Source organism: Microbacterium deminutum, assembly GCF_039530205.1.
Classification (GTDB): Bacteria; Actinomycetota; Actinomycetes; order Actinomycetales; family Microbacteriaceae; genus Microbacterium; species Microbacterium deminutum.
On sequence record NZ_BAAAOG010000002.1, the window covers coordinates 218634 to 240288 of the forward strand.

The 21655-nt window shown below is 67.6% G+C and carries 19 protein-coding genes and 3 tRNA genes; 12 read left to right on the forward strand and 10 right to left on the reverse strand.

Going from position 1 to position 21655, the window contains the following annotated elements:
* Window positions 1–8: 8 nt before the first annotated feature.
* The 3 genes from ftsH to tilS form a co-directional block, all read right to left on the reverse strand.
* Complete coding sequence (gene ftsH, locus ABD212_RS07300; RefSeq protein WP_344092882.1) at window positions 9–2015, reverse strand: ATP-dependent zinc metalloprotease FtsH; 2007 nt, start codon at window positions 2013–2015, stop codon at window positions 9–11.
* 363 nt (window positions 2016–2378) lie between these two features.
* Entirely contained in the window at window positions 2379–2930 is a 552-nt protein-coding gene (hpt, locus tag ABD212_RS07305; RefSeq protein ID WP_344092885.1) for a hypoxanthine phosphoribosyltransferase, read from the reverse strand.
* A 20-nt stretch (window positions 2931–2950) separates the two neighbouring features.
* The gene (gene tilS / locus ABD212_RS07310) at window positions 2951–3955 is read right to left on the reverse strand and encodes a tRNA lysidine(34) synthetase TilS (RefSeq protein WP_344092887.1); all 1005 of its coding nucleotides are present in this window, start codon (window positions 3953–3955) and stop codon (window positions 2951–2953) included.
* Between the two features lie 274 nt (window positions 3956–4229).
* Here tilS and ABD212_RS07315 point away from each other — a divergent pair, with 274 nt between their 5' ends.
* Entirely contained in the window at window positions 4230–4721 is a 492-nt protein-coding gene (locus tag ABD212_RS07315) for an inorganic diphosphatase (protein ID WP_344092889.1), read from the forward strand.
* Between the two features lie 107 nt (window positions 4722–4828).
* Here ABD212_RS07315 and ABD212_RS07320 read toward each other — a convergent pair whose 3' ends face one another.
* Entirely contained in the window at window positions 4829–6217 is a 1389-nt protein-coding gene (locus tag ABD212_RS07320) for a peptidoglycan DD-metalloendopeptidase family protein (RefSeq protein ID WP_344092891.1), read from the reverse strand.
* 232 nt (window positions 6218–6449) lie between these two features.
* Between ABD212_RS07320 and ABD212_RS07325 the strand changes: the two genes are divergently transcribed.
* From ABD212_RS07325 to ABD212_RS07335, 3 genes are all read left to right on the forward strand, one after another.
* A tRNA-Glu gene (locus ABD212_RS07325) sits at window positions 6450–6525 on the forward strand.
* Between the two features lie 26 nt (window positions 6526–6551).
* Window positions 6552–6625 (forward strand) — tRNA-Asp (locus ABD212_RS07330).
* Window positions 6626–6693: 68 nt separating this feature from the next.
* Window positions 6694–6766: transfer RNA gene (locus tag ABD212_RS07335), tRNA-Phe, on the forward strand.
* A 121-nt stretch (window positions 6767–6887) separates the two neighbouring features.
* Here the strand turns inward: ABD212_RS07335 and ABD212_RS07340 are convergent.
* Both ABD212_RS07340 and ABD212_RS07345 read right to left on the reverse strand, forming a co-directional pair.
* Window positions 6888–8858, reverse strand: coding sequence for a potassium transporter Kup (locus ABD212_RS07340; protein ID WP_344092893.1), 1971 nt, complete (start codon window positions 8856–8858; stop codon window positions 6888–6890).
* Window positions 8859–8949: 91 nt separating this feature from the next.
* A complete protein-coding gene (locus ABD212_RS07345; RefSeq protein ID WP_344092895.1) occupies window positions 8950–10272 on the reverse strand; it encodes an ion channel protein in 1323 nt (440 codons plus the stop codon).
* A 183-nt stretch (window positions 10273–10455) separates the two neighbouring features.
* Between ABD212_RS07345 and ABD212_RS07350 the strand changes: the two genes are divergently transcribed.
* Window positions 10456–11205, forward strand: coding sequence for a dienelactone hydrolase family protein (locus ABD212_RS07350; protein WP_344092897.1), 750 nt, complete (start codon window positions 10456–10458; stop codon window positions 11203–11205).
* A gap of 33 nt (window positions 11206–11238) precedes the next feature.
* Here ABD212_RS07350 and ABD212_RS07355 read toward each other — a convergent pair whose 3' ends face one another.
* The 3 genes from ABD212_RS07355 to ABD212_RS07365 form a co-directional block, all read right to left on the reverse strand.
* Window positions 11239–11748 (reverse strand): glycine cleavage system transcriptional repressor, encoded by a 510-nt coding sequence (locus ABD212_RS07355; protein WP_344092899.1) that lies wholly within the window; start codon window positions 11746–11748, stop codon window positions 11239–11241.
* Window positions 11749–11792: 44 nt separating this feature from the next.
* Window positions 11793–12065, reverse strand: a complete 273-nt coding sequence (locus ABD212_RS07360) for a hypothetical protein (protein WP_344092901.1) — start codon at window positions 12063–12065, stop codon at window positions 11793–11795.
* A gap of 99 nt (window positions 12066–12164) precedes the next feature.
* Window positions 12165–13310, reverse strand: coding sequence for a glycosyltransferase (locus ABD212_RS07365; RefSeq protein ID WP_344092902.1), 1146 nt, complete (start codon window positions 13308–13310; stop codon window positions 12165–12167).
* A 417-nt stretch (window positions 13311–13727) separates the two neighbouring features.
* On the opposite strand from ABD212_RS07365, the gene ABD212_RS07370 reads away from it, so the two are divergent.
* The 5 genes from ABD212_RS07370 (at window position 13728) to ABD212_RS07390 (ending at window position 19387) form a co-directional block, all read left to right on the forward strand.
* Complete coding sequence (locus ABD212_RS07370) at window positions 13728–15338, forward strand: sugar transferase (RefSeq protein WP_344092904.1); 1611 nt, start codon at window positions 13728–13730, stop codon at window positions 15336–15338.
* A complete protein-coding gene (locus ABD212_RS07375) occupies window positions 15338–16222 on the forward strand; it encodes a WecB/TagA/CpsF family glycosyltransferase (protein ID WP_344092907.1) in 885 nt (294 codons plus the stop codon). Before ABD212_RS07370 ends, ABD212_RS07375 begins: the two co-directional genes overlap by 1 nt.
* Before the next feature lie 101 nt (window positions 16223–16323).
* Window positions 16324–17049 (forward strand): hypothetical protein, encoded by a 726-nt coding sequence (locus ABD212_RS07380; RefSeq protein WP_344092909.1) that lies wholly within the window; start codon window positions 16324–16326, stop codon window positions 17047–17049.
* Between the two features lie 5 nt (window positions 17050–17054).
* Window positions 17055–18368 carry an MFS transporter gene (locus ABD212_RS07385; RefSeq protein WP_344092911.1) on the forward strand — a complete coding sequence of 438 codons (1314 nt, stop codon included), beginning with the start codon at window positions 17055–17057 and terminating at the stop codon, window positions 18366–18368.
* Between the two features lie 23 nt (window positions 18369–18391).
* Window positions 18392–19387 (forward strand): TolB-like translocation protein, encoded by a 996-nt coding sequence (locus ABD212_RS07390; RefSeq protein ID WP_344092913.1) that lies wholly within the window; start codon window positions 18392–18394, stop codon window positions 19385–19387.
* Here the strand turns inward: ABD212_RS07390 and ABD212_RS07395 are convergent.
* Complete coding sequence (locus ABD212_RS07395) at window positions 19341–19772, reverse strand: VanZ family protein (protein ID WP_344092915.1); 432 nt, start codon at window positions 19770–19772, stop codon at window positions 19341–19343. The genes ABD212_RS07390 and ABD212_RS07395 overlap by 47 nt on opposite strands.
* A 117-nt stretch (window positions 19773–19889) precedes the next feature.
* Between ABD212_RS07395 and ABD212_RS07400 the strand changes: the two genes are divergently transcribed.
* Entirely contained in the window at window positions 19890–20687 is a 798-nt protein-coding gene (locus ABD212_RS07400; protein WP_344092917.1) for a glycosyltransferase family 2 protein, read from the forward strand.
* Complete coding sequence (locus ABD212_RS07405; protein ID WP_344092919.1) at window positions 20668–21651, forward strand: glycosyltransferase; 984 nt, start codon at window positions 20668–20670, stop codon at window positions 21649–21651. Before ABD212_RS07400 ends, ABD212_RS07405 begins: the two co-directional genes overlap by 20 nt.
* Window positions 21652–21655: the final 4 nt, after the last annotated feature.

A 21655-nucleotide genomic window follows, 5' to 3' on the forward strand; every position in this document is an offset into this window, starting at 1 on the left:
GGCCGAGCCTACGCGGTTGCGGGACGCGCCTGACCGGTCGGGCGGCGCTTGGCCGCCTTTTCGGGAGCCTGCTGCTCAGCCGCGACCGAGGCTGCGACGGGCTCGCGAACGGCCCGCGTCGGAACCTCGACCGGCGGGAGCGTCGAGACCGGGCGCTGCTCGCTCGACAGCCACTGCGGGCGCGGCGGGAGCTTCTCGACATCCGAGAAGAGGTCTGCGAGTTCGAGGTGGTCGAGCGTCTCCTTCTCGAGCAGCAGCAGCGCGAGCCGGTCGAGGATCTCGCGGTTGGCGTTGATGACCTCGTACGCCTCGTTGTGCGCCTGCTCGATGAGAGCGCGCACCTGCGCGTCGACGCGCTCCGCCACCCGTTCGCTGAAGTCGCGGCCGTGGCCCATGTCGCGTCCCATGAACACCTCGCCCGATGACGAGCCGAGCTTCACGGGTCCGACATCCATCGTCATCCCGTACTCGGTGACCATCTTGCGGGCGATGCTCGTCGCCTTCTCGATGTCGTTCGAGGCGCCGGTCGTCGGGTCGTGGAAGACGATCTCCTCCGCGACGCGGCCGCCCATCGCGTAGGCGAGCTGGTCCTGCAGCTCGTTGCGCGTGATGGAGTACTTGTCGTCCAGCGGCAGCACCATGGTGTACCCGAGTGCCTTGCCGCGGGGCAGGATCGTGATCTTCGTCACCGGGTCGGTGTGGTTCATCGCCGCCGCAGCGAGCGCGTGCCCGCCCTCGTGGTAGGCGGTGATGAGCTTCTCTTTGTCCTTCATCACGCGGGTCCGGCGCTGCGGGCCTGCGATCACGCGGTCGATCGCCTCGTCGAGCGCGCGGTTGTCGATGAGCTGCGCGTTCGAGCGGGCCGTCAGCAGGGCCGCCTCGTTGAGAACGTTGGCGAGGTCGGCGCCGGTGAATCCAGGAGTCTTCCGGGCGACGACCTCCAGGTCGACGCCGTCCGCCAGCGGTTTGCCGCGGCCGTGCACCTCGAGGATGCGCTTTCGGCCCTTGAGGTCCGGCGCGTCCACGCCGATCTGCCGGTCGAAGCGACCGGGACGCAGCAGGGCGGGGTCGAGGATGTCGGGGCGGTTCGTCGCCGCGATGACGATGACGTTCGCCTTGGGGTCGAAGCCGTCCATCTCGACGAGCATCTGGTTGAGCGTCTGCTCGCGCTCGTCGTGCCCGCCGCCGAGGCCGGCGCCGCGGTGGCGGCCGACGGCGTCGATCTCATCGATGAAGATGATCGCCGGGGCGGTCTCTTTGGCCTGGTTGAACAGGTCGCGCACGCGGCTGGCGCCGACGCCGACGAACATCTCGACGAAGTCCGAGCCCGAGATCGAGTAGAACGGCACACCGGCTTCACCCGCGACCGCGCGGGCGAGCAGGGTCTTTCCGGTTCCGGGAGGGCCGTACAGCAGCACGCCCTTCGGGATGCGCGCGCCGACGGCCTGGAACCGGGCGGGATCCTTCAGGAAGTCCTTGATCTCCTGCATCTCCTCGATCGCCTCGTCCGCGCCCGCGACATCCTCGAACGTGACCTGCGGCATCTCCTTGGTCACGAGCTTCGCGCGCGACTTGCCGAACTGCATGACCTTGTTGCCGCCGCCCTGCGCGCTCGAGAGCAGGAACCAGAACAGCAGACCGAGCAGCACGATGGGCAGCAGGAGGGAGAGGAAGCCGTCGAACCAGGTCGCCTTCGGCACCGCGTCGTTGAAGCCGTCCTTGGGGGCGGCGGCGCTGATCGCCGTCACCACTTCGTCCGCGCGCGCGGACACGTAGTAGAACTGCACGTCGCTGGCGCCCTGGTACGGGGTGGAGAGCTTCATGTCGACGCGCTGATCGCCGTCGGTGTTCACGACCTCGGTGACCGTCTTGCCGGAGAGGAGCTGAAGTCCCTCCTGCGTCGAGATCTGCTTCGCGCCACCCAGGCTCGAGATCAGCGAGAAGCCCACGACGAGCAGGAACCCGATCATCAGCACGTAGAAGAGCGGGTTGCGAGTGATCTTCTTGATGTCCATGGTGTGCGAGCGGGTGCTCGGTCCCTTCGTCGGCGATCCGTCCGCGCGGGCCAGGAATGCCTCGGCAACGGTGGAATCAGGGTATCGCGGGGATTCTGTGCCCTGCCTGCGTATTCGCCGACGGCGTACGCCGGACCGGCCACCCAGCTCGCCAGCGGCGGGAGCGCCGAGCACTCCCGGTCCGTTCCGGCGTAGCCGGGCGCGGCCCACCCTCGGGTCGTTGAGCGAGGGAGCGCAGCGACCGAGACGAAACGCGCCGAGCACTCCGGAGCGTTTCGTCTCGCTCCGCTCGCTCAACGACCGGACCGGAACCGACCATCCCCCCGCTCGCTCAACGACCGGGCGCGGCCCGCCCCGCCGCTCTCAGGAATACACGTGCGGAGCGAGGATCGCGACATCCCGCAGATTGCGGTAGCGCTCGGCGTAATCCAGGCCGTAGCCGACGACGAACTCGTTCGGGATGTCGAACCCCACGTACTTGCAGTCCACCTGCACCTTCGCCGCGTCAGGCTTGCGCAGCAGCGCGAACACCTCGACGGACTTCGCGCCGCGCGATTCGAAGTTCTCGAGCAGCCAGCTGAGGGTCAGGCCCGAGTCGATGATGTCCTCGATGATCAGCACATCGCGATCGTGGAGGTCCTCGTCGAGATCCTTGCGGATCTGCACGACGCCACTGGACTTCGTGCCGGCGCCGTACGACGAGACCGCCATCCAGTCCATCGGCACGACGGTCGGCAGCGCCCGCGAGAAGTCCGCCATCACCATGATCGCGCCCTTGAGCACCCCGACCAGGAGGAGGTTCTTGCCCGCGTAGTCCAGCGCGACCTGCGCGGCCACTTCGTCGAGCTTTGCGAGGATCTGCTCTTCGGTGACGAGGACTTCGGTGAGCTCGTTCTGGATCTCGGCCGCGCGCATGGACCGAGCGTATCCGGATCTCATCGCCGCGCGGTGAACTCGAGCCGCCCGCCCACGCGCTGCGCGCGGCATCCGGGCAGGTCGACCGGCCCCTGACCCGACCAGTCCGTCACGAGCCGCGCGACCTCGAGAGTCTGCCCCCGCGTGAGGCTCTGACCGAATTCGGCCGCCACCACGTGACGGATGAGCCGCTGCCGCAGCGCGGCCGGGTTCGCTGCGAGCGCCGCGGCCGAGACCGAGATCCCCGCCTCGGCGTGCTCGACGAGGTCCTGGACCGTCTCGTCGATCATCTCGTCGAAGGCGTCCGAGTCCTCGCGCAGCTGCGCAGCGGTACGGGCGAGGGCTTCCGCGATCCCCGGGCCGAGCTCGGCCTCGAGAACCGGCAGCACCCGTTGGCGCACGCGCACGCGCGCGAACCGCGGATCGGCGTTGTGCGGGTCATCCCACGGCTCGAGGCCCTCCGCGGCGCACGCCGAGCGCGTGGTGCTGCGTCGCACCTCGAGAAGGGGTCGCAGCAGCAGCACACCCTCGAGAGCGGATGCCGCAGCCATGCCCTGAAGGCTCGTGCCACCCGATCCGCGAGCGAGGCCGAGAAGCACCGTCTCGGCCTGGTCGTCGAGGGTGTGGCCGATCAGCACGGCGGTCGCCCCGACTGCGCGCGCCTCGGCGGCGAGCGCCGCGTAGCGCGCCGAGCGCGCGGCGGCCTCCGGGCCGCCGTCCGAGCCGACGTCGACCGTGACCACGCGCGGCTGAAGCCCGAGGGCATGTGCTTTGGATGCCGCAGCGGCGGCGGCATCCGTCGATCCGTCTTGCAGCCCGTGGTCCACTGTGACGGCCACGACGGTCACGCCCGCCTTCGGCGCCTCGAACGCCGCCGCCGCGGCGAGCGCGAGCGAGTCGGCACCGCCCGAGAGAGCCACGACGACCGTCGAACCCGGCGGCACCGCCGCGAGAGCCGCACGGACCGCACGCCGGACCTCGGCGACGGCCGCGTCGAGTCCTGGTCGATGCTCCACGGGTCCCACGGTACCGACGACCAGGGGGTCCCGGGCGTCGAGCGAGCCGGAGGCGAGGCGAAACGCCCTGGATGGCTCGACGCGTTTCGTCTCGGTCGCTTCGCCCCGTCGCTCAACGACCCGGGCGAACCGGATGGCTCGACGCGTTTCGTCTCGGTCGCATCGCCCCGTCGCTCAACGACCCGGGGCACCGGTCGTTGAGCGAGCCGAAGGCGAGACGAAACGGGCCCGACCCGGCGGGTAGGCTGGTCGCGGCATCCCACCGTCTTCCGAAGGAGCATCCATGGGCGCGTACGACGCCGTCATCGAGATCCCGCGCGGCAGCCGCGTCAAGTACGAGGTCGACCACGAGACGGGCCGAGTGGCCCTGGACCGCATCCTCTACACCGCGTTCGGCTACCCGACGAACTACGGCTTCTTCGAGAACACCCTCGGCGAGGACGGCGACCCGCTCGACGTGCTGCTGCTCCTCGACGTCGATCTCGCACCCGGAGTCCTCGCGAGCGTCCGCCCCGTCGGGGTGCTCAAGATGAGCGACGAGGCCGGCGGCGACGACAAGGTCGTCGCGGTGCTCGGCAAGGACCCGCGCTGGGCGCACATCCAGGACGTGAACGACATCCCGGAGTTCCAGCGCAAGGAGATCGAGCACTTCTTCGAGCACTACAAGGACCTCGAGCCCGACAAGTGGGTCAAGGTCGACGAGTGGGCGGATGCCGCCGAGGCCGAGCGTCTGGTGAGCGAGGCGTTCGACCGCTTCAAGCCGCACGGGGACTGACGCCGACGGGATCCCTCAGGGGATGGTCCCCGCGACCTCTCCGCACATCGCTTCGCGATGCGCGGAGCCGCAAGCGCATCGGCCCGCCCCCCGGCATCCGGTCCACGTCAGACCGACACGCCCCGCGCGGCCATGAACGGGACCGGGTTCACCGGGAAGTTGCTGATGTAGGTCTCGAAGTGCAGATGGCAGCCGAAGGAGAACCCGGTGTTGCCTTCGCTCGCGATGAGCTGACCTGCGTCGACGTGTTGTCCGTACCCGACGAAGATCCCGCCGGGCCGGATGTGTCCGTAGCCCGATCCCGTTCCGTCGCCGTGATCGATCTTGATGTAGTTGCCGTACCCGCCGTTCGGACCGGCATAGACCACGGTGCCACTGCAGGCTGCGTAGATCGCACTCCCACACGAATCGGCGAGGTCGACGCCGTAATGGAAGCCGCTCGCGCAGTAGCCGTTCCCGCACTGCACCGTCCGCGGGCCGTAGCCCGAACTCTGCCATCCCGATGACGGGCGGACCCAGCCGGACCCACCGCCACCGCCACCGCCACCACCGCCGCCACCACCGCCACCGCCGCCGCCGCCACCGGCTGCCGCCTGCTCGCGCGCGATCCGCTCCGCCTCGGCCCTGGCCCGCGCGGCCGCCTCGGCCCTGGCCTTGGCCTCGGCCGCCTTGCGGACCCGCTCGCCCTCTTCGTACTGCTTGATGGTCTTCGCGGTGTTGTCCTTGAGGGCGGCGAGCTGGGCTTCGAGGCTGGACTGACGCAGCTGCTGCTCGTCGAGCGCGGCCTGCGCGGCATCAGCGGCCTGCTGCGCGGCGACCATCTTGGCCTCGGCCGCCTGCTGAAGCCGATCACGCTCGGTGCGCGCGACGACGGCCTGGTCGCTGAGATTCTGCGCCGAGTCGCGGGCCGTGACCGCCTCGGCGTAGACATCCCGGTTGCGCTCGACGAGCTTGTCCATAGTGCCCAGTCGGGCGAGCAGATCGTCTGCGCTCGCGGCCGATCCCGAGAAGAACAGCTCGAGCGAGGTGTCGTCCCCGCCGTTGCGGTAGAGCTGGGCGGCGACGCGACCGGCCTTGTTCGCCGCGTCCACCGCCTTCGCGGCCTCGGCGTCGGCCTGCTTTTGCAGCTGGTCCGCGCGATACGCAGCGTCGAAGTACGCCTGCTGCGCGACGAAGAACTCGTCGGACTGCCGCTCTGCGATCGCTCTCTTGGCGACGACATCGTCGGCGAGCCCCTTGATCAGCCGTTCGATCTTGGCGATCTCGGCCTGCTTGGCGACCTGGCTCGACTTGGCGCGGACCACGTCCTCCCACGACGGATAGTCCGTCGCGAAGGCAGGTGCGATCGCGACGCCGGTCGCCACGCCGAAGGTGGTGAGACCGAGGATGCCCAGGCTCAGCGCGCCGCGGCGGCTGACAGCAGGCCACAGCAGGCTCCGCTCACGAGGACTCGGTGCGCAGCCGCACTCGTCCTCTCGGGCCTGTTCGGAGCTCAAGCGATCCTCCCGACGCGTCTTTACAGCTTTCACATTAGCAACATGAGTCACAGACGCAACGATTGCGGTTCTTCTATCCTGCTCCCGCTCGACGAGAACCGCACCCCGTCATCTTGTGGGAGGCTCGGCCGGCGTCCGGGCAGACCCGCCTCGATTGGCGCATTCGAGATGGATTGCGTATGCTTGAGCGTCGGTAAGCGTGAGCGCCGGGCGATGAGCCAGGGGTTCATCCGGCCCCATCGTTTAGCGGCCTAGGACGCCGCCCTTTCACGGCGGTAGCACGGGTTCGAATCCCGTTGGGGTCACCATCCCGACACACAAATTGAATAAGCATGGCCCTGTAGCGCAGTTGGTTAGCGTGCCGCCCTGTCACGGCGGAGGTCGCGGGTTCAAGTCCCGTCAGGGTCGCTCTGAAGCGACGGGCCCTTTCTCGAGAGGGCCTTTCGTCTAGGACGCGGCAGCTTCGTGCGCCGCGCGGCTCTGTAGCTCAGTTGGTAGAGCGTTCGACTGAAAATCGAAAGGTCACCGGATCGATGCCGGTCGGAGCCACTGTCCCTCTTCCTGGCTTCTACAGGGAGAGGGACTTTCTCGTTGGACCACCCGACGCTCGACAGTGTCCGGCCGCCATCCGTGGAGGGGATCTGAACGTCGCTCGGAGCGCGCCGGCCCGTCAGATCTCGACGTCGCTGCCCATCGTCACGGTGCGAAGCGCCGGGAGCCCGAAACGGGCGGCGGGATCCGCGGCATTGTGTGCGAGGGCGACGAACAAGGACCTGCGCCACCGGACCATGCCCTTTTCTCGAGTGGCCCGGATTGCCCCGCGCGATATGAAGTAGGACGCGCGGTTGAAGTCCTTCGGCTTGAGCGGGAGGACTCCGGCGCGACAGGCATCGCGGAGTGCGCGAGGGATGTCGGGCTCGTCCGAGAAGCCGAAGCGTATGGTCAGGTGATCGATGCCGTCGAGCGCGTAGCCGAGATCGTCGAAGACGAATGCGTCCGATGGCGGAACGTGCGGCACCTGCGCGGTGGTCGTCGACACGATGATCACGTGTTCGTGAAGAACGTGGTTGTGCCTCACGTTCGCACGCAGGGCGAGCGGAGTGCTCTCCTTGTTCGGATGCGGAAAGACCGCTATCCCGCGCACCCTGGGCAGCCTCTGCACGCGGATGTCCTCGATGAATTCGGAAAGCGATCCTTCTTTCTTCTTGCGATCCGCTTGAACCAGCTGACGGCCGCGTCGCCACGTGGTCATGATCGTGATGACGGCAGCGGCGATGAGCAGTGGGACCCACCCGCCGTTGATGACCTTGGAGAGGTTGCCGGCGAGGAACGTGAGTTCCAGGCCGCCGAACGCGACGCCGGCGAGGACGAGCTGCCACGCTCGCCAGTGCCACAGCGGTCGGGCGACGAGCAGCAGCAGCAGAGTGTCGACGACGAGCGCTCCTGTCACGGAGATGCCGTATGCCGTGGAGAGTCGCTCGGAGGAACCGAACGCGAGCATCACGGCCATGACGCCGATGAACAGCAGGCCATTAAGGGCCGGAAGGTAGATCTGACCGCCCTCCCGCTTCGACGTCTGCCGGATGGTCAGAGGCGGAAGCACACCGAGCGCGACTGCCTGCCGTGAGAGTGAGAAGGCTCCGGAGATGACGGCCTGGCTGGCGATCACGGTCGCGGCGGTCGCCAGGATCACGACGGGCAGGCGTCCCCACTCGGGAATCAGCAGAAAGAAGGGATTCGCCTTCGCTTCAGGGTGGTGCAGGATCAGCGCGGCCTGGCCGAGGTAGTTGATCGTCAGCGCGGGGAATACCAGGAAGAACCAGGCACGGCGGATCGGAGAGGGTCCGAAATGCCCCATGTCGGCGTAGAGCGCTTCCGCTCCCGTGATGACCAGGACGACAGCGCCCAGTGCGATGAAAGAGATGGACGGATGCCCGACGATGAAGGCGATCGCATAGGTCGGCGACAGCCCGAGCAGCACGGCCGGATACCGAATCACCATGACAAGACCCGCCACGGCCATGACGACGAACCACAGCACCATGATCGGGCCGAACAGGCCGCCCACTCGGCCCGTTCCGAATCGCTGAACCGCGAACAGGCCGATGAGGATCACGGCTGCGATCGGAATGATCAGGTGCGCGATAGCCGGGGTCGTGACATCCAGACCCTCTACTGCCGAGAGGACACTGATCGCTGGAGTGATGATCGAATCGCCATAGAACAGCGATACTCCGACGATCCCGATCACGAGAAGTATGCCCGCCTTCCCCGCGCGGTTGGCGTAGAGCCGCTGCGCAAGCGCCGCCAACGCCATCACGCCGCCCTCACCGTCGTTGTCCGCGCGCATCAGAATGGTGACGTACTTGATGGACACGATGATCGTGATGCTCCAGAACATCAACGAGATGACGCCGAACACATCGGTCTGATCAGCGCGAACGGCCCCGCCGTCGAGGAGGAACACGGTCTTCAGCGCGTAGAGCGGGCTGGTGCCGATGTCGCCGAAGACGACGCCCAATGCGGCGACCGCCGCGACCGCGGCGAACCGCAGACCGTGGCCGCCCGCGTGGGGCGGGTTCGGCTCATCTGGCGGCTCTGAGTCTGTAGCGCCCTGCGCCGCCGAAACCGGCTCGGTCATTTCACTCGGCGGAGGCTCGAGCGGCGAAACCACTGCGTTGCATTGGGCCTACGTTACCCTCTGCCACCACGATGAGCCGGACCCGGTGCACTCATGCCGCGGCCGGAGTGCCCCCGGCCTGCGGGGCGGCGTCCGCCGCAGGCGCGGCGTCAGCGCCTGGAGGGGGCACGATGCGGAACTCCGGCACCGCGGAGACGAGCAGCCACGCCGGCAGGATGATGAGCGAGAGCATCGGCAGGAGCGTGATGTCGCCGACCACTGCGGCCGCGACGAACAGTGCCAGCCAGCCGTCGCGGGCGACCACGACGAGGATGCCGAGGATGCCGCACGCGACCGCGAGCCCGAACGGAATGGACGGGAACAGGGCATTGCCCAGCATCCCGAGAGCCACGCCGATGAAGGTCGCGGGAAAGATGCGACCGCCGCGGAACAGGGCGCATGCGGCCACGAGCAGGGCGAGAGCCTTGATGCCGGCGATCATCGCGAGCTGACCCGCACTGTACGCACCCGGGTTCTTCAGCAGCTCACCCATCTGCGTGAGCCCCTTGAACATCGTGATCGGACCCCCTATGAAGCCCAGGATGCCCAGGAGCACCCCGCCGACCGTGGTGATGATGATCGGATGCCGAAGCGCGTGCAGGACCCGGTAGAAGAGCGGGAGCAGGTACAGCATCGCGAGGCCCACGAGCACACATGCGCAGGCCAGCACTGACCCGGTGACGAAGTCGATCGCCTGCGGCGCTCCGTAGGCAGGCACGTCGAACGCGAATGGAGGCGCACCCAGCAGGTGCATCGTCGTCGCGGCGGCACCGGCGGCGCCGACCGGCAGGAACAGCCGATCCCACAGGGAACCGCCGGATCGGAGGGCCGCCAGGATCCCGGTGAAGAGCAGGGCGGCGGCCACCGGCGTGCCGAACAGGGCTCCGACGGTGGCGGCGCCGGCGAGCAGCATCCCGAGCTGCGGTTTGACCCCTGGGATGAATCTCACGAAGATCGCGACGACGATCGCGGAGTTGATCGCGATGATCGGGTTCTCGGGGCCGAGGCTCACACCGCCCGCCAGAGCAAGGAGCGTGACGATCGCAAGTCCAGGCAGCACCTTGAGGGGAAGCGGCTTGCCCATGAGGTCGGTGGTGACGCTGTCTGGGCCGCCGTGACCGGGCAGAATCTGCAGCGCGACGCCGACCGCGAGCCCGGTCAGAGTGAGGATCAGGATGATCCACCAGCCCGACGGGTCGATCCCGAGCGCGTCGGGCAGGGTTGTCCACAGCACGCCGCTCAGCAGATCTGCGGCCTGCTCGAGAACCCACAGCAGCAGGGCGCTCATCACGCCGACGACGATCGCGGGCACCGCCATCGCCAACAGGCGACGCGGGGTGACATTCGGGTCCGTCTCCGGCATCGCGAGGCTCATCTTCGGCCACCCTTCGTCGTGCCCACCGGGCGAGTCGTCTGGCGGAACCGTCCGATCGACCGCGCAGGGCACCGCGCGGACTCGAATCAGACTATCCAGCGAGCACGTGCACGCGCAGGACCGCGCTACCTTCTGACCAGCGGCACCGCTGGCGAACGACCTGGATCTGCGAGGCGAACTGACATGGCGAGAGCACAGGAGTGGTGTCCCGACGGGTGGGACCGGGGCACGTTCGCGCACGGCGACCACTCCCACGCGTTCTACACCGCGGATCGAGGCACGCCCGATGCGCCGCTGCCGACCGTCATGCTCATGCACGAGTTCCCAGGCATCTCGGAGAACCTCGTCGAACTCGCGAACGTGCTCGCCGCGGACTTCCGCGTCGTCGTCCCATCGATCGTGGGACGCGACGGCAACCCCGGATCGCTCGACTCGGCGAGGCAGCTCTGCGTGCGCAGGGAGCTCCACGTGCTGGCGCGCGACGGGGTGAGCACGTCCGTCGGATGGCTGCGCGACTTCGCCCATCGGCACGTGGCCGACTCGTCCGGCCGTTCCTTCGGCGTTATCGGCCTGTGTCTCACGGGCAACTTCGCTCTCGCGCTGGCGGTGGATCCCCGGGTCGCCGGCGCAGTGGTCGCGGAGCCCGCCGGCATGCCTGTGCGGCCCTCGGGGCTCGGGCTGTCGGACCAGGACCGCGCCGCGCTGCAGCAGCGCGTCGGCTTGCAGGTGCAGGGCTACCGGTTCCGTCGCGACTGCCTGTCGCCCGCATCGAAGCTCGCCGCCGCGCGGGAGCTGCTGGGCGATGAGCGCATGCGCGTGTTCACCCTCACCTCGCCGAACCAGAGGAAGCACTCCACGCTGACCGGAAAGTGGCGCAACGATGGCGCCGTCGCGAACGTCCGGGCGTTCCTTCGGGAGCGCCTCGCGGCCTGAGCGCTCCGGCTCACCTGGCGGCCGCCTGTCCGATCACTCGGCGAGGGCGATGTCGACCTGGATCTCGGCGGCGAGACGCTCCAGCTCGGTGCGCACCGATTCGACGTCGACGGATGCCGGCATCCGCGCCACGATCGTCGCCTCGAACAGACGGCCACCGGACATGGCGGCATCCCGAGTCTGCGTCGTCAGGTGATCGATGCTGACGTCCTGTGCTCGCAGCGCCGCCGAGATCTCGCGGACGATCCCAGGATGGTCATTGCCCAGCACGGTGAACGTCACCTGGCGGCGCGCAGCCGAGTCAGGGGCGACCGCGGAGTGCACCGCCACCGTGAGCAGCTCGTCGAGCGACGAGAGCGCGGTCTGCAGTTCGTCCGCGCGCGGCTCGGGCACCGAGACCTCGATGACGCCTGCGAACGTGCCTGCGAGCTCGGCGAGCTGGCTGTTCTCCCAGTTGCCGCCGTGCTCATCCACGATCCGGGCGACCGCCTCGACGAGCCCGGCACGATCGCTTCCGATGACGGTCAGGACCAACGTCTTCACGCGTCTCAGCGTAGCGCCCGGGCCCCGCGCCGTGAGGGCCGAGGTCAGCGTGGACGCAGCTCCGGCGGTACCGGGAACGCGAGGCGGAAGCGGTCGACCGCCGCTCCCACCGCGGATGCCGCTCCGAATTCGTCGGCGACGACGGTGACGCCTCGCACCCCGGCCTCGGCGATGCGCACCGGGCGTTCACTGCCGTCGGCGAGCCGCAGCATGTACCGATCGGCGAGGTAGCCGATCCCGCGTCTGTCGAGCATCTCCTCCGCGTCCAGCCAGCCGACCGGCTCGGCCGTCACCTCGCGCCCGAGCAGATCCCTCATGCGAAAGCCCTCGCCATCCGGAACGATCCAGCCGACCGTCTCGCCATCCGGGCGCCGGTGCTCGATCCACCCTTCGGGAATCACGGCTCAGCGCTGCCCTCAGAGTTCGCCGGGAGACATGGACTGAGCGTCCAGCTCCTCGACGAGATGCCTGGCGCGACTGGGTTCGACGCCGGCATTGCGGGGCGCATAGACGACCAGCGAGTGGAACATGAAGCGGACCACGAACGCGACGACCAGCGTGATCGCCGCAGCGACGACGGCCGAGATGTGCCAGGTCTGCACCATCAGGGCGAGCACGGGGATGCGGACGAGGGCCTCGGCGTTGTTGAACGAGAACGACTTCGCGAACCGCAGCCACACACCCGAGGCCGAATCACGCATGTCCTGGAAGACGAACCGCTCCTGCAGAAGGAAGTTGCCGACGATGGTCACCTCGGCGGCGATCACCGCAGCGACGATGTAGCCCACCCCGACATGGATGAGGCCCCACATGATCGCAAGGTTCACCACCGCGCCGACCACGCCGATGAGCGCGAACAGCGACATCTTGCCGAATCTCAGCGCGGTCAGCTGCACGGCGAAGTGCAGGCCCTGGCGCATCGAGGCCTTGGACTCGCCGGCATGCCGATCGGCGAAGTCGAACGGCACTTCCGCCACTCGCAGGTTCCGGCGAGCGAGGATCTCGAGCAGGATCTTGAACCCGCGCGGCTTGAGCGTCGCGCCGTCGACCGCGCGCCGGTCGATGAGGAAGAACCCCGTCATCGGGTCGCTCACCTCGCTCAGCCGGATGGGGAACATCGCGCGCGTGAGTGAAGTGGCCGCCTTCGACACGACCACCCGCGAGCGGTCGGCGAGACCGTGGGCCGTGCCCCCGCCGGCGTAGCGCGAGCCGATGACCGCGTCGACATCCCCTCGGGCGAAGCGCGCCCAGAGCGCCGGGATGTCTTCGGGCGGATGCTGCAGATCGCCGTCCATGACGAGGCACGCGTCCGACTCCGCCGCCGCGAACCCCTCCAGCACCGCGCCGCCGAGGCCCCCGCTGCGCCGGTCGCGGTGGATGAGCCGCACCGGCAGGGCCGCGGATGCCGAGACCTTGCGGATCTCGTCGGGTGTCGAGTCGGTGCTGTCATCGACGAAGATTATCTCGGCGTCGATGCCGCCTACCGCCGCGGTGACGCGGCGGACCAGCTCCGCGATGTTGGGAGCCTCGTTGAACGTGGGGACGATGATCGAGAGCTGCATTGCCTCCATCGTTGCACGAGGGGCCTGGAGGCAGCCTATGAGTCTGCCCAGCGCTGGCCGACACTCCTGGAGTTCAGACCGACGACGCCGCCGGCCCGAGTAGGTCATCCACAGTCTTGAGCAGAAGTTCAGCGGAAGTTGTTGTTCACATTCGTATTACTGCTTCCCCCTCGTACTCCAGCAGGGTAGATTGACAAGCGCGAGGCATTGGGAACCCTCGTATGCGGTGCATCGACTCGGTCGGTGCCCTCAATGGGGAAGATTCCGTCGAGTTCAACCCGTCGGGATTGATGAGGATGGCCTGCTGGGAAAGACAGGCGCTACTGGGGATTGACGAGCCTGCTCGTCGCGGGCGGTACTGGGGAACGTAATGGCGACTGGGGACGCTTCGCGCGTGCGGTATTCCTCCGCGGCGCGATGACGACGATCGACGCAAGTTCCGCGATCGATGGGGATCTTCCTTCGGGATTCCGTCCGATCGCCGCCCTGCGCGCACAGGCTCAGCCGGTTGCGCCGACGCTCGGCCCACGCCGCGTGGCGGCTTCCGTCGCCCGGACCGACGTCCTTCCGACAGTCGCGGCTGTCGCGCCGCGCATCGAGCCTGGCCTGGAACGGCGTCGCACCTGGGAGCGCCGATACGCCCAGGCGCTGCGCGTATCCGATGCGCTCACCGTGGTCCTGATCACCGTCGGAGTGTCTCTGGTGGACTCGCTTTCGACCGCGGGCGGCATGACGGACCTCTGGACCGCAGAGAGACTGCCGCTCCTCAGCGGTGCACTGTGGCTGCTCATGCTCGCGCTCTTCCGCACCAGGAGGATCTCGATCGTCGGATCGGGGTCCACGGAGTACGTCCGCGTCGCGCACGCCACCCTCTCGGCCTTCGGCATCGTCGCCATCGCCTTCGTCGTGTTCCAGTGGCATGGTGCTCGCACCCAGCTCATCCTGGCGCTGCCCATCGGCCTGCTCGCACTGCTCATCAATCGCTGGAGCTGGCGGCGCTGGCTGACCCACAAGCGCAGTGTCGGCCTCTTCACCTCTCGCGCCATCGTCACGGGCTCTCGCGACGACATCGAGTACGTCATCCGCCAGCTCGAGCGTGACGGCAAGCTGGGGTACGTCGTGGTCGGAACCGCGACGGACGACACTCTGGATGCCGATATGTCGGTCGACGGCAAGGTCTACCCGAGAGTCGGGTCGACGCACACCGTGGCGGCGACCGCGCGCAGGCTCAGCGCCGACACGATCATCGTGGCCAGTCGCCCGGACGACGACCCGGAATTCATCAAGCATCTGAGCTGGCAGCTCGAGGGGACCGCCGCCGAGCTGATCCTCTCGAGCCGGCTCGTGGATGTCGCCGGCCCGCGAATCTCCCTCCGCCCGATCGACGGCCTCCCTCTCATCCACGTCAAGATCCCGGAGTTCGAGGGCGGTCAGCACGTGCTCAAGCGGGCACTCGACGTCGTCGTCGCGACCATTGCGCTGATCCCGATCGCTCTGGTCACGCCTGTCATCAGTCTGCTGATCGCTCTCGACTCCCGTGGTCCGGTCTTCTTCCGGCAGGTGCGGATCGGACGCGACGGCCGTGAGTTCACCATGCTGAAGTTCCGGACCATGCGTACGACCGCCGAGTCGGAGCTCGCCGCGCTCAGCGCGCAGAACGAAGGCTCCGGGCCGCTCTTCAAGCTCAAGCGCGATCCGCGCATCACGCGCGTCGGGGCGGTGTTCCGCAAGTTCTCGCTCGACGAGCTGCCGCAGTTCTGGAATGTCCTCCGTGGCGACATGAGCGTGGTCGGACCCCGCCCCCCGCTGCCCACCGAAGTCCGGGCCTACGACGGCACAGTCTTCCGCCGCCTCTACATCAAGCCGGGCATCACGGGTCTGTGGCAGATCAGCGGCCGCAGCGACCTGTCGTGGGAGGAGAGCGTGCGTCTCGACCTCCGCTACGTCGAGAACTGGTCGGTGATGACCGACCTCATGATCATGTGGCGCACCGCCAAGGTGATGGTCGCGCCGAGAGGGGCTTACTGATGACAATTTCACCCGAGGCGGTCCGCCTGCCTGAGCGGCGGCATCCCGTCTCGAGCGCGCCGCCCGTCCCGAGCGCGCCACCCACCCCCGTAGATGTGTCGCTCACAGCGAACCTGCCATCGATCAAGGTGGATGGGATCGTCGTGCACCTCGTCGACGCGGGCCACGCGAAGGCACTCATCGCCGACTCGGCGGGGCGGCGACCGAACCGTCCCCTCGCCGTGGCGTCGATCAACCTCGATCACCTCCATCACTTCGGTTCATCACGCGGGCCGACCAGCCGAGCGACGAAGAACCAGCAAGTGGCACGCGTCGAATGGCTGAATCTCATCGACGGCGCGCCCATCGCGAAACATGCGGAACGCGTGAAGGGGACGTTCTATCCGAAGCTGTCGGGCAGCGATCTGGTGCTGTCGATCCTCGAGGAGGCGTCTCTTCGAGGCCAGAGCGTGGGCTTCCTCGGTGGCTCGCCGGAGGTCACCGATTCGCTGGTGAGCCGAATCGCGAAGGAGTGGCCCAGCATTCGATTCGCCGGACACTGGACGCCGGCACGCACCGAATTGAGTTCGACCGTCGACGCCCAACGGGTCGCGCGTGAAATCGCCGCGCAGGATGTCGACATCCTGGTCGTCTGCCTGGGCAAGCCACGCCAAGAGGACTGGATCGAAGAATTCGGCGCGATGACCGGCGCCGGGGTGCTGCTCGCGTTCGGGGCCGTGGTCGATTTCCTCGCGGGGCGCGTTTCGCGCGCTCCGCAGTGGGTCTCGCGGGCCGGAATGGAGTGGGCGTGGCGGTTGGCCCTCGAGCCGCGACGACTCGCTCGCCGCTACCTGATCCAGGGTCCCCCTGCCTACCTGGCGCTGCGTCGATCCACTAACGGGTGAGCGTCCTCGGCGTCATCGGAGTCATCCAGATCCGCATGCGACACTAGTCGCGGCACCTCCTGGCGACGGAGCCAATTCACCACTCACTACGGACGGTCACCATGCCTGAAAACGAGGGGACGTCTGAGGAAACGGCGTCCGAGTCACCTCCCAGCACGGCCACGGCCGAGCGCGCCATCACGCCCGCGATGCGTGCGACGCTCATCGTGGCCGGTGCGCTGCTGGTGATCGCCCTCCTGGTGTGGATCTCTCTTCTCATCGCGCCCAGCGGAGGGACGTCGCCCGGAGGCAACCCCGGTGCCGCCCCGGCATCCACCCCCGCAACCTCGTCCGCAGATGGAACGAAGCCAGGATCGTCGAACTCATCGGCTTCCACCGGCCCCGTCTCGGGTGCGACACCGACGAAGGGGAGTGAAGTGCTGCCCCCCGCGCCGACGCAGACGCCCGGCGGTGGACTGCCACCGGTGCCCGACCCGACTCCACTCGTGAGCGCGCCGCTGCCGCATTCGAGCTCCGCGTCCGGCAAGCTCGTGGCAGGCTTTCCGAAGTCGATCATGGGTCCCACTTCCAAGTCGGACATCCTGAGCACCTCCATCGCCACCGAGCGTGACACGATGCAGGTGACCCTCGTCGCGCGAACGGATGCGTCCGCCGACGATGTCCGTGCTCACTACAAGAAGCTCTGGGCTGCTCTCGGGCTCGCCGACGCCGGGGCGACTGATGGTGGCGTCGCCTATTCCGACTCCCTGTCGTCGCTTTCCCTGGCCTTCAGCTCTGCCGGCACGGGGACGGTCTACCAGCTGTTCGCCGTGTTCCGGACGAGCTGAGCATCATGTACATCTCGCTGTCGAACACGCCGGAGCCCGAAGAGACCACGGGCGAGCGGTCCACCGCGCCTCGCCGGCAGGGTCTGAGAACGGTGTCATCCACCGTGATCATGCTGGGCATCGTCTCGATGCTCACGGACATCTCGTCGGAGTCGGTCGCCGCGATCCTTCCGCTCTACATCACGGGGATCCTCGGGCTCTCCACGATCGCCTTCGGGTTCCTCGACGGCCTCTACCAGGGCACGAGCGCGCTGGTGCGCATCGGCGCCGGATACGTGTCCGACCGTGGCGAGCAGCCCAAGTGGGTCGCATTCACGGGCTACGCGCTGGCCGCGGTCGCACGCGTCGGGCTGCTGTTCGCCTCCGGATTCGCCGCGATCACGGCGGTCGTCACCGCGGATCGCATCGGCAAGGGCATCCGCACGGCGCCCCGGGATGCCCTGATCACGGCGACGTCCCGCTCTGACAACCTGGGAACCTCGTTCGGCGTGCATCGCACCCTCGACAACATCGGGGCCGCGGTAGGACCGCTCCTGGCATTCTTCATCCTGCTGGTCATCCCCGATGGCTTCCAGGTCGTCTTCGTGGCCTCGCTGGCATTCGCCTTGATCGGCGTGGCGATCCTCGGCATCATCGTGCCCAATGTGCGCACGGGGGCGAAGACCACTCATTCGACGGACTCGACGGCGCCGGATGCCGCGCCCATCGCGCCTGCGAAGCCCAAGTTCGACTGGTCGGTGGTGCTGAAGGGCCCCATGCGACGAGTGCTCGCGGCAGCGGGCATCCTAGGGGTGCTCACGATCGGCGACGGCTTCATCTATCTGGTGCTGCAGTCGCGCAGCGACTTCGCCGCGCAGTGGTTCCCACTCCTCTATGTCGGCACGAACGTCGCGTTCCTCGCATTCGCGATCCCGATGGGCCGGCTGGCCGACAGGATCGGCCGGGCGCGGGTCTTCGTGTTCGGTCACCTCGCGCTGCTGAGCGCCTACTTCATCGCGGCGATGCCCATCGCCGACTTCGCGGCGACCGTGCTGTGCCTCGCCTTCCTGGGACTCTTCTACGCGACGACGGACGGAGTGCTCGCCGCACTCGCGGCCCAGTTGACGACGCCTGAGACCCACGGCACAGGCATCGCCGCGGCCCAGACCGTGGTGGCCGTGACGCGGTTCATCGCAGCGGTCGGATTCGGCTACCTCTGGTACGCACTCGGCCGCGAGCAGTCCCTGATCGTGGTGGCGATCCTCCTGGCGGTCGCAATCCCCCTCGTCGCCCTGCTGCTGCGGCCGTTCCTGACGTCCCACGGCGAGGCCACGTCGTGACGACACGCGCGAGATGGATCATCGTGATCCTCATCTCTGTCGTCGCCATCGGAGCGACCGTCGTCGTCGCCGCGCTCGCGTGGCAGCAGTATCAGGCGCGCCAGAGCGCTCCCAGCGGGGTCGAGACGACCTCGCCGGCCGAGTGGGCGTCGGGTGACCGCATCGTGTTCCGCAACACCGCGAGCGGAGCAGGATACGGACATGTTGCGAGCGTGCAACTGTCGGATCCTTCCGGTCCGCGCGCCGTCACCGACACGGCCTGCGATCGTGTGGACGCCACCGAGGAAGGGTTCTCCTGCCTGCGTTCCGAGCGCGGAATCGCGCCCTCTTACACCGCGACGCTGTACACCAACGACTCTCAGGTCGTCGCTGAGTGGCCGCTGCCCGGCATTCCGAGCCGCACCCGCATCTCGGACGACGGCGCGCTCATCGCCACCACAGCGTTCGTCACCGGTCACTCGTATGCCGCGGTGGGCTTCTCGACTGCGACCGAGATCCATGATCGCAACGGGAAGGGTCCCGGCAACCTCGAGGACTTCACCTTGATCGTCGACGGGTCGCCCATCGCCCCAGTCGATCGCAACTTCTGGGGAGTGACGTTCATCGACGACACGACCTTCTACGCCACCGCACAGACCGGTGGCAAGACGTACATGGTGAAGGGCGATCTCGACGCACGTACGCTCACGGCGGTCGCCGACGACGTCGAGTGCCCATCGCTGTCGCCTGACGGCACGCGCGTCGCCTTCAAGCGGGTGACGTCGGGCTCAGGGCCGACCGTCCATTGGACGCCGGCGATCCTCGACCTCGCGTCCGGTGACGTCAAGCTGCTGCCGGAGAGCCGGAACGTCGACGATCAGATCGAGTGGCTCGACGACGGCACCATCCTCTACGGCATGCCGCACGAGGGCGTCGCAGGCGACACGGACGTGTGGCAGCTGGCGGCCGACGGCTCAGGCAAGCCCGAGGTGTTCATCGCGCACGCCTGGTCGCCGTCGGTGGTGAGGAGCGCCGGATGACTGTGACCGATGCGATGGCTGCGCCGACGCCGGCACCGAGCAGATTGGCGAGAATGTCCCTGAGGCTTGCCATCCGGGCCGGCATGAGCATCTGCACCAGCTCTGTCGAAACGGACAGAGCCGATAACACGACGAGGCCCACCCACACTCGCCGAAACAGCAGCGTCAGCAGGAAGCCCAGTGGAACGAAGAGCAGAATGTTACCCGCGAACTCAATCCATCCTTGGTGGATGAAGGAGAGCCCCAGTCCGTCGTGGAGCCATTCCATGATGGCCGCGATGATATCGCCCGGGCCGCCGGGCGCCAGGAGGAGCACCGCCGCCATGATCGTGTACCCGACCAGCAGCCACACAACCCACCGGCGGGGTGGGGCGGTCGCGGACACATGTCTACTCTCGCACAGCCGTCGAGGTTGTATTCTCAATGGGGTGTCCTGAACGTGCAGCATGCATCAGATGACACATTCGCCACCCACGATGGCTCCGCTGGGTCGATCGCGTCGGTGATCATTCCTGCGCACAACGAAGCGTCCGTGATCTCCCGCACGCTCGCGCCGCTCGTTTCCAAGGAGCCGGGCCTCTTCCAGATCATCGTCGTGTGCAACGCGTGCACCGACGCGACGGTTGAGGTCGCCTCCAGCTTCGCCGAAGTCCTGGTGCTGAAGAGCGACATCCCCTCCAAACCCAATGCGTTGAACATCGGCGATAGGCATGCTTCGGTCTGGCCGAGAATCTATCTAGACGCCGACATCGTCGCTGCGTCTGAGAGCCTCGTCGCGACCGCCCGGGCTCTTGCTCGACCAGGTGTGCATGCGGCCCGTCCCGCGGCACAGTTCGATGTCGACGGCGCGGGGCTGCTGGTACGCGCCTACTATCGCACCCGCCAGAAGATTCCCTCCCTGCAACGCGCGATGTGGGGCGCGGGAGTATACGGACTGTCGAAGACGGGCCACGAACGGCTAGGACGGTTCCCCGAGCTGAAAGGTGACGATTTATGGGTGGATCGTCTCTTCGACGAAGAAGAGAAGACCGTCGTCGCAGTGGAACCGGTCCGGGTGCGGGTGCCGCGAACATTCCGCGCTCTGGTGGCGATCAGTCGCCGCAATGTCAGCGGGGCCCGCGAGCCAGGTCCATCAGGGCCGGTCAGTAGCGCTGGCGGCATGTTCCGAGAGGTGATCGGATCCATCAGGTCACCCCGAGCGGTGTTCGACGCCAGCGTGTACATCCTGGTGGCACTTCTCGCACGCGCCGGCCGCCGGGCCGAGCAACGATGGGAGCGCGATGACACTTCTCGCAGTTGACCAGGTGGCCACCGTCGTCGCTATCATCGTGACGTACAACAGCGCAGCCACGGTGCCAGACCTTCTGCGGTCCCTCGAGTCTTCCGGCATCGGCGTGCGAGCCCTCGTCGTCGACAACGGCTCCCGCGACGACACACTGGATGTGGCACGATCGTTCCAGCATGTGGTGGTCATTCCGACGGGGGCCAACCTGGGCTACTCAGGCGGCATCAACGTCGGACGACGTCATGTTCGGCCAGGTGAGCACGTGGCTATTCTCAATCCCGACCTCGTCCTCGAGGACGGCGCTCTTGATCGGATGCTCAGGGTGCTGGACGACGCGTCCGTGGGGATCTGCGCGCCACAGTTGCGCGATCTCGGCGACGAAAAAAGATTCGACAGCCTGAGGAGGGAGCCCACGTTTTGGGGTGTGCTCGGCGACTCGATCTTCGGCAATCGATGGGCGACGCGACCGGAGTGGTTGGCTGAGACGCTTCGCCGGGATTCCGACTACGCCGCGCCTCGTGACGTCGCCTGGGCAGGAGGTGCGGCGCTGCTCGTCTCGGCGACGTGCAACCTGGTTGTCGGCGCGTGGGATGCGGCGACATACTTCCTTTACTCCGAAGAGACGGACTATGCGAGGCGTACGAGGGACGCCGGTTTCGTCGTGCGCTATGAGCCGTCAGCGGTCGCTTCCCATGTCGGTTCGGGGTCGGGTCAGCCAGCTCCCCTCGTCGCGCTGATATCCGTCAACCGAATCCGCTATTTTGAGCGACTGCATGGCCGTCTCCACACCGCACTTTTCCGCACAGCGGTCGCGGTACAGCACCTTCTCCGGCTGCACGACCCCCGCCACCGCTACGCCCTGCCGTTCGTTTTCAATCGAGGGCGATGGCACGACTTGCCTTCGGCCGACCCGACCCCTCCCGAATTCGCCGTCGAGGATCCCACCCCTCCCTTTGAGTCGCGACCGAGGATGCCGTGATAGC